7 protein-coding genes and 2 pseudogenes are annotated in these 7652 nt (G+C 68.1%); 2 read left to right on the forward strand and 7 right to left on the reverse strand.

From position 1 onward, the window contains the following. Window positions 1-744, reverse strand: a pseudogene (locus ACWCRB_RS47970) (hypothetical protein); the annotation flags it as partial. Between the two features lie 187 nt (window positions 745-931). Here ACWCRB_RS47970 and ACWCRB_RS47975 point away from each other — a divergent pair. Further along, the gene (locus tag ACWCRB_RS47975) at window positions 932-1387 is read left to right on the forward strand and encodes a hypothetical protein (RefSeq protein ID WP_451002094.1); all 456 of its coding nucleotides are present in this window, start codon (window positions 932-934) and stop codon (window positions 1385-1387) included. Between the two features lie 121 nt (window positions 1388-1508). On the opposite strand, the gene ACWCRB_RS47980 is transcribed toward ACWCRB_RS47975, so the two are convergent. The 6 genes and pseudogenes from ACWCRB_RS47980 to ACWCRB_RS48005 form a co-directional block, all read right to left on the reverse strand. Next, the gene (locus ACWCRB_RS47980; RefSeq protein WP_451002095.1) at window positions 1509-3107 is read right to left on the reverse strand and encodes a DUF1996 domain-containing protein; all 1599 of its coding nucleotides are present in this window, start codon (window positions 3105-3107) and stop codon (window positions 1509-1511) included. 242 nt (window positions 3108-3349) lie between these two features. After that, window positions 3350-3520 (reverse strand): annotated as a pseudogene (locus ACWCRB_RS47985) (DNA-binding response regulator); the annotation flags it as partial. A gap of 81 nt (window positions 3521-3601) precedes the next feature. Next, complete coding sequence (locus ACWCRB_RS47990) at window positions 3602-4207, reverse strand: winged helix-turn-helix domain-containing protein (protein ID WP_369030869.1); 606 nt, start codon at window positions 4205-4207, stop codon at window positions 3602-3604. A 298-nt stretch (window positions 4208-4505) separates the two neighbouring features. Beyond that, a complete protein-coding gene (gene glnII / locus ACWCRB_RS47995) occupies window positions 4506-5534 on the reverse strand; it encodes a glutamine synthetase (protein ID WP_451002096.1) in 1029 nt (342 codons plus the stop codon). 361 nt (window positions 5535-5895) lie between these two features. Further along, window positions 5896-6552, reverse strand: a complete 657-nt coding sequence (locus tag ACWCRB_RS48000; protein ID WP_451002097.1) for a hypothetical protein — start codon at window positions 6550-6552, stop codon at window positions 5896-5898. Between the two features lie 97 nt (window positions 6553-6649). Further along, a complete protein-coding gene (locus ACWCRB_RS48005) occupies window positions 6650-7021 on the reverse strand; it encodes an arsenate reductase family protein (protein WP_451002098.1) in 372 nt (123 codons plus the stop codon). Window positions 7022-7150: 129 nt separating this feature from the next. Between ACWCRB_RS48005 and ACWCRB_RS48010 the strand changes: the two genes are divergently transcribed. Beyond that, a complete protein-coding gene (locus tag ACWCRB_RS48010) occupies window positions 7151-7459 on the forward strand; it encodes a hypothetical protein (RefSeq protein WP_451002099.1) in 309 nt (102 codons plus the stop codon). Window positions 7460-7652: the final 193 nt, after the last annotated feature.

Genomic DNA, 7652 nt, shown 5'->3' on the forward strand with positions numbered 1-7652 from the left:
TGCGGGTGAAGACCGGAGCAGCGTGCCGCACACCGCGACGGCCGCCGCGGCGACGAGCGCCGCCTTGAGGTGCTGCCTGCGCCGCATCAGGTCGGTGGGGCGGGCCTGGAGCGAACAGGGGTCGAACTCGGCGGAGCCGAGCAGCGCGTACTGCGCCGGGACCTCGTCCGCCTCGCGGAGCGCCTCGGTCGGCCGGTCCACCCCGGCGGCCTCCAGGGCGGTGCGTACGTCGCTGTCCGGGAGCTTCTCCAGGCCGCGCAGGACGTACGCGGCCCGGGCAGGCCCGGACAGGGCCGACAGCCGCTGGTCCAGGGCGAGTTCGTCGGCGCCGCCCGAACGCGGGAAGAGGCGCAGGCCCCACACCTGGGGGAGCAGCGGCGGCAGTTGCGAGCGCTTCGGCAGCGTACGGCCCCGCCACGGCTGCCCGGCCGTGAGCGCCGTACGCAGCACCTGGAGGCGGACCAGCGCGTAACCGGCGTCGCCCGCGCGGCCCTTGGACTGGGCCGGGATCGCGGTCGAGGAGGTGCGGCCCCTGGGCAGCGCGCGCTGGACGAGGGCGTGCGCGGTCAGGACGCGCCGGTTGCGACCGAGGCTCGGCGGCAGCACCAGATAGGCCAGCCGGACGAGCCGCGGGTAGTGCTCGACGAGCGCGGCCTCGGCCTGCTCCACGTCGACGACGGGGCGGCCCTTGGCGTTGGTGCCGGTGGTGGGGTTGGGGTTCGAGGCGACATCCTGTGACTGCACGTTCAGCAGAACGAGCGAATCGGTGGATGGTCACCTGGCGCGCCGAAAGGGGACCCGGGTGTGCGGTGGAGGTGAACCGATTGAGCGTTGGGCGCGTGGGAGCCGTATCGAAGAAGAGGCCCCTTGCCTGGGCCCTCTGCGGCATGGGCCGAACGGCTCGGCGTCGGAACGACCGGAGGAACGACAGATGAGGTTGACGCGACCGAAAAGTGCGGCGGTCGGAGCCGTGGCGGTGCTGGGGCTGGCGCTCACGGCCTGCGGGGGCGGTGACGAGCACGCGTCCGGGCACGATGCCACCGACGCGGTGCCGGTGGCCGCGACCGGCAGCCTCGAACACCTCGCGAGCGAGGCGGGCTGCAAGCCGAACATGCAGACGGACGCGGACACGATCCGCCAGGCCATCTGCAAGAACTCCGACGGCAAGTTCGTCCTCGCGACGTTCGCCACCGACCGCGGTCAGGCCGAATGGCTCAGCGGGGCGAAGGACTACGGCGGCTACTACCTCGTCGGCCGCAAGTGGGTCGCCGTCGGCCCGGAGAAGACGGTCGCGGCACTGCAGGACTCGCTCGGCGGGGCCCTGGAGGAGGGATCCGCGCACATGAATCCCGGTGGCAGCCACAACAGCACCGGTCACAGCAGCTGACCGCCTGGCATCGGGCCCGGCTCAGGAAGTCCGGGCGGGCCCGGGGAAGCAAGCGAAAGCCGGCGGTGGGAAATCCCACCGCCGGCTTCCTTATGTGCCTTGTGCTGCCCTGCTCAGTAGGTCACTGGCAGTTCTGACCACTGTTGATGCACTGGACCATCTCGTTCATCGTGTTCTGGTCGAAGAAGTTGATGAAGTCGTTGTGGTCGGTGATCGGCTTGTGCAGCTGGTCCGGGAAGGCGTCCACCGCGAACGGGTTGACGACCTGCCCGTTGTTGATCTGCGGGGCCGCTACGTCGTAGACCAGACGGACCTGAAGCTGCGGGATGGCCTGGAAGCCGTTGGAGCAGCTGCCGTCCTGCTCGACGAAGTCGACGTGCGTCCGGTGGTTGGCGCTGTCGATGTTCTGGCCGTCCCAGCAGCTCTGGAAGAAGGACGTCCGCACCACGGAGCTGCCCTCGGGGCAGATCGGGTACTTGTCCGTCAGCTGACGGTCCTCGAAGCCGGTGCAGCTCCAGTTCGTGTTGGCGTTGTTCAGGCCGTTCACGAAGGACTTGGCGTCACCGGTGATGATGCGCAGGGCAGTCGGCATCGCGACGACATCGCTCGTCTTGTTGCCGACGAACTTCAGCTCTGCCTGGCTGGCCTGGAGGATCGTGCCGACGTTGCCGTCCTGACCGCCACCGGGGGCGTTGGCGTCGATGTCGTTCTGACCGTCCTGCACACGCAGCACCGGCCAGAAGTACGACGACTTGTCACCCTGGTTCTGGCAGGTCGTGTTGCCGTTGGCCAGGTCCTGGTCGCTCGCGAAAGCGTTGTTGGCCTGGTTGCCGACGTAGTCGTGCTGGTGCTGGGCACCGTTGCTGACACCCGGGGCGACGATCACGTTGTCCGAGTTGCGGTTCTCGTTCTCGTTGGTGCCACAGGCCGTGGTGAACGTGCCCGTCGAACCCGAGTCACCGTTCGCCGGGAGCCCGTTGCCGTTGACGCCCTGCGGGCCGCCGTTCGGCTGGACCTGCGTGATGTCCTGGAAGTCGGCGGCTACCGGGCCGTTGCCGGCCTGACCACCGTTGCCCTGGTCCTGACCGGCGTCGCCGCCCTGGTCCTGGCCGTCATTGCCCTGGTCCTGACCATCGTTGTTCTGGTCCTGACCGTCGTTGTTCTGGTCGCCGCCGTTCTGGTTCCCGCCGTTGTTCTGGTCACCACCGTTGTTCTGGTTGTCGCCGTTGTTGCCGTCGACGACCTCCGGCTGCTCGGCCGGCACACCCGTGCACCCGGCGAGCTGGTCGGCCTGGCCGCCCTTGCCGCCCGCGTTGCGGATGTTGATGTTGATCCGGTCGATGGTGGCCGTCCGCTTGGACTTCAGCGGGCTGAGAATGGCGTTGTCGACGTAGCTGGCATCCCCCGCCTGAGCCTGACGCGTGTCAGCGAGACGCTTGTAGGCATCCGTGACCTGCTGGTCGAGCTTCGACAACTCCTTGGCAACGCTCTTGCGAGCGCCGCGCGGCACATTGGTGAGCTGCTGGCCGACGTCCGGGCAGTCGATCGTCGCAACCTGCGCGGCGGCGGCCTTCGTCTGGTTCTGGGCGCCGGTCTCCTCGTGCGCCGAGGCGTAGAAATTCGCCCAGACCAGGCCACCACCACCGATCGCGAGGGCCGCGGATGCGGCCACGGCGCGAACGGCCAATGGTGAGCGTCGTTTACGTGTGTTGCGTCCCATGGAACTCCTCTGACTTCCTTGCGGGGCTATCGAGGCGCCCGACAGGAGTGAAGCGGCGCCATCAGATACGCGGGGCGTCCCAGGAGTGTTCAGCCGCCTCAGAAATTGGTGAGAGATTCGCGGGACAATTCGACCCCAACTTCACCTGCAATACCGGGAGTTGCGGATCTCTTACAACAAGTGCCCGACCAGGGGGCGGATATCGTCGAACGGGGACGGACATCATCGACTTTCGTGCGCTTTCAACGCCCCTGGTCCAGATAGGCGAGTACCGCCAGGACATGGCGATTGTCGCCGTCCGGCACCGCAAGTCCGAGTTCGGCGAAAATGTTGGACGTGTGCTCGGTGATCGCCCGCTCCGTGACGACAGGATGCCCCGCGATCACCGCGTTCGAACGTCCCCGAGCCATCAGTTACGGGCCTGCGGGGTCACTGACGCGAACACCCGTACCGGGGGGTGGTGCGAGGCACACCCCTGGGTACGGGTGACAGGGTCAACGCGCGGTCGGGGGCGTGTACTTGTACCCGACGCGCCGAACCGTCTGGATCGCCTGCCGGTGCTCCGTACCGAGCTTGCGGCGCAGCCGGGCGATGTGGACGTCGACGGTACGGCCGTCACCGACATGCCCGTAGCCCCACACCGTGGTGACCAACTGGTCGCGGGTGTGCACCCGGTTCGGGTGTGCGACGAGATGGGCGAGCAGCTCGAACTCCAGGTACGTGAGATCCAGCGGCTGCCCGTCGACCTCGGCGGTGCGCTGCACGTTGTCGACGCGTACGAGGGGCCGCCCGCCGTCCGTACCCGGCTGCTCCGGCGCGAGGGCCGGCTCGGGGTCCGGGAGCGCGAACGGCAGTACGGGAGGCTGCTGGTCGGCCGGTACGAGCACCAGGTAGCCGATCATCGGCGGCTGGCCCGGCAGCGTGGGCAGCGTGTGCGGGGGAGCCGGCAGCCAGGTGGCGCCCGGCGGCAGGAAGTCCGTGACGTCGACCACCTCGTCCCGGTCGACGGCACGCAGTCGGTGCCGTGCGGAGCCGTTGGGGGACGCGGGGGCCGGGGAGAGGGGAGAGACGGGAGAGAGGGAACGAGTGGTGGTCGCCATGAGAGGTCAGCTCTTTCGCGCGAGGAGGTCGTCTGGACTGACGTACGTCGACTGCGCGCTGGCCGAAGGCCGGGAGGTACGGCGTTAGAGGGCCGGCGCGTTCATCGCGCGACAACACACCCGGTCGAAGTCATGGTGCTGACGGGAAGGCCAGAAGGGCTCGAGGTCGTGACGACCTGTCGCGAGGTACTTCTGGAAGCTGGCCATGGTCCCTATTGAAGCAGAGAAGGGGGGAAGCAGAGAAGGGGTGTCCACCGTGTGGTGGACACCCCTTCTCACTATCTGGTCAATCCGGCGATCAGACCTGGCCGGCCTTCTCCAGGGCCTCGCAGCAGGTGTCGACGATGAGCCGCGTCACGAGGTACGGGTCGACGTTGGCGTTCGGGCGGCGGTCCTCGATGTAGCCCTTGCCGTCCTGCTCGACCTGCCACGGGATACGGACCGAGGCGCCACGGTTGGAGACACCGTACGAGTACTCGTTCCACGGGGCGGTCTCGTGCAGACCGGTCAGGCGGTCGTCGATGCCGGCGCCGTAGTGCTTGACGTGGTCGAGCGGCTTCGAGCCCTCACCGAGGGACTCGCACGCGGTGATGATCGCGTCGTAGCCCTCGCGCATCGCCTTCGTGGAGAAGTTGGTGTGCGCACCGGCGCCGTTCCAGTCGCCCTTCACCGGCTTCGGGTCCAGCGTCGCGGAGATACCGAAGTCCTCGGCGGTGCGGTAGAGCAGCCAGCGGGCGATCCACAGCTGGTCGGAGACCTCCAGCGGGGAGACCGGGCCGACCTGGAACTCCCACTGGCCGGGCATGACCTCGGCGTTGATGCCGGAGATGGCGAGACCGGCCTTGAGGCAGTTCTCCAGGTGGGCCTCGACGATCTCGCGACCGAAGATCTCGTCGGCGCCGACACCGCAGTAGTAACCGCCCTGGGGGGCCGGGAAGCCGCCCTCGGGGAAGCCCAGCGGGCGGGAGCCGTCGAAGAAGGTGTACTCCTGCTCGATGCCGAAGATCGGCTCCTGAGCGGCGTACTTCGTGGCCACCTCGACCAGCGCGGCACGCGTGTTGGACGAGTGCGGCGTCATGTCGATGTCGAGGACCTCGCACATGACGAGGATGTCGTCACCGCCACGGATCGGGTCCGGGTAGGAGGAGACAGGCTTGAGCACGCGGTCCGAGGAGTGCCCCTCGGCCTGGTTCGTGGAAGACCCGTCGAAGCCCCAGATCGGCAGCTCGGCGCCCTTGGCGTCGTCGGCCAGAATCTTGGTCTTGGAGCGGAGCTTGGCCGTCGGCTCGGTGCCGTCGATCCAAATGTACTCAGCCTTGAAGGTCACGGGACCATCCTTCGGGGTGGGTCTAGGCGCACTTGCGGGTGCTGCGGCGCTGCGGCACTGGGGCGCCGCTTCCTGTTACCCGCGAGCCTGTCAACAGGCGATTTCCCGATCATTGCTCGAATGTGAACCCCGTGTTACCTGGTGTTCTTGTGGCGCGTTTCACGTGCGGAGGACGGCAGGGAGGGTTGGGGGAGGGGCGGAGGAGAACTGAGGGCCCCTGAGGGGAAGCGGCGCCGGATACTCGTATGCGAAGGGGTTGAGCGGGACCCCGACGGACGACGCACCCGCACACGGAAGGGCCCTGCCACCCCTGGCCGAGAGCGACAGGACCCCATTCCGAGCAGATGTCGACGCTGGAACCTCACCCCACCTTCTCGATCAGCGCCCGGCGGATCAGGAACTTGCCGGGCTCGCGGACCTGCTCGAAGGCCGCGTTGTTGAGGAGGGCGCAACTGCCGGAGACCGAGGTGACCTGCACCGTCGTGGACTTGTTGTTGTCCAGGTTGGTGACGCGCAACGTGGTCCCGGCGGGGAACTGGTTGCTGGACGCGGCGGGCGCACCGGCCTCCCCGGAGAGGGTGACGGTGGACCCGGTGCAGACCTGCTGCCCGTTGGCGGGCGCGGCAGGGGCGGCGGGCGCCGCGGGCGAGGCGGTCTGAGCCGGCGACGGGGCCTGAGTGACAGGCTGCGCGGCGGGCGGCGTGACCTGGGAGTCCTGAGCCGACTCCCCAACCACACACCCGGACGCTTCCTGCTGAACCTTGATCTGTGCGATGACCGCTTCACGGTTGGCGATCCGGGCGGCCGACTGGGCGTCCGGACTGGCCTTCTGCCCCGCGATGAAGCTCTGGTTGTTGCCGAGGGCGGTGGCGAGCCCCTGACAGACGGTCGAATCGGCGGCGGTCTGCGCCGCGTTGGAGGTGGCCGCCATGGCAAAGGCACCACCGCCAGCCACCGCCACGGCACTGACCAACAGCGCGAGCTTCTTCTTCGTACCGACAGTTCTCCTACGCGACATGCGCGCCTCCTGAAGAGATAGGGGAGCGGACGCCGCTATGTACGAGATACCGAACGGTGTTACTCAGCGGTTACGGAAGCCACCGAAGTAACGTACGTCACACGGCTGGACGCCGGGACAAAGCATCCTGCACAGCGTCGTCAGTTCGCGCGACAACGGCACTCCCGTCATCGGCGGTGATGATGGGCCGCTGAATGAGCCGAGGATGCGCGACAAGCGCGGCAACCCACCGCTCCCGATCCGCCTCCTCCCGCCCCCACTCCCGCACCCCCAACTCCTTGGCGACGGCTTCCTGGGTCCGGGTGATGTCCCAGGGTTCGAGCCCGAGCCGTTCGAGTACGTCGAGAATCTCGCCCTCGCTGGGCAGCTCCTCCAGATAGCGCCGGACGGTGTATTCGGCACCCGCGGCGTCGAGCAGCGACAGCGCTCCGCGGCACTTCGAACAGGCCGGGTTGATCCAGATTTCCATGGGGCCCACGGTACGCGAGAGGCCTTGTGGCCAGGCCCTTTTGTCAGTGCCAGGCAGTAGAATGGGATAAGTGTTCGAGGGTGTCGCCGGGCGTTCCGGCGACACCCTGACCGCGACAGGAGGATGCCTGTGCCCGCTGCCGCTCTCAAGCCGTCGCCCACCCAGTCCACCGCCAGGAGGGGGGTCCTGCTCGAACTGCCGTACGCCCCCGTGGAGAAGCGCCCGCTGCCGCCGGGCCGCCCCCGCGAGTGGTACGTCACCCACAACCGCCGCCTCAAGGCGATGCGGTTGGCGATCGCCCTGCTCGACTCGGGCGTCTACATGCCGAACCAGGCCCGCAACGAAACGATCCGCAGCGCGGCAAACCTGATCGGCATCCACCCCCCGTCGGACACGACATGCCACATGGTCCGAGCGCTGATGCGCTACTCCCGCTGAACAAGCGGCCGGACGGGCTGGATCTTTCAGCCCGTCCGGTGCTGGAGAACAAGGCCAGCCATCCCAGCCCGTCCGGCGTTTGAGGACGAGGCCGTTCAGGCCGAAGGGGGGTCTGGGGGCGCAGCCCCCAGGAACGGGATGGGACGGGTAGGGGCGGCGGGGGCGAAAAAAACCAGCCCCCCACCCCTCACGC

The organism is Streptomyces sp. NPDC002156 (genome assembly GCF_053593675.1).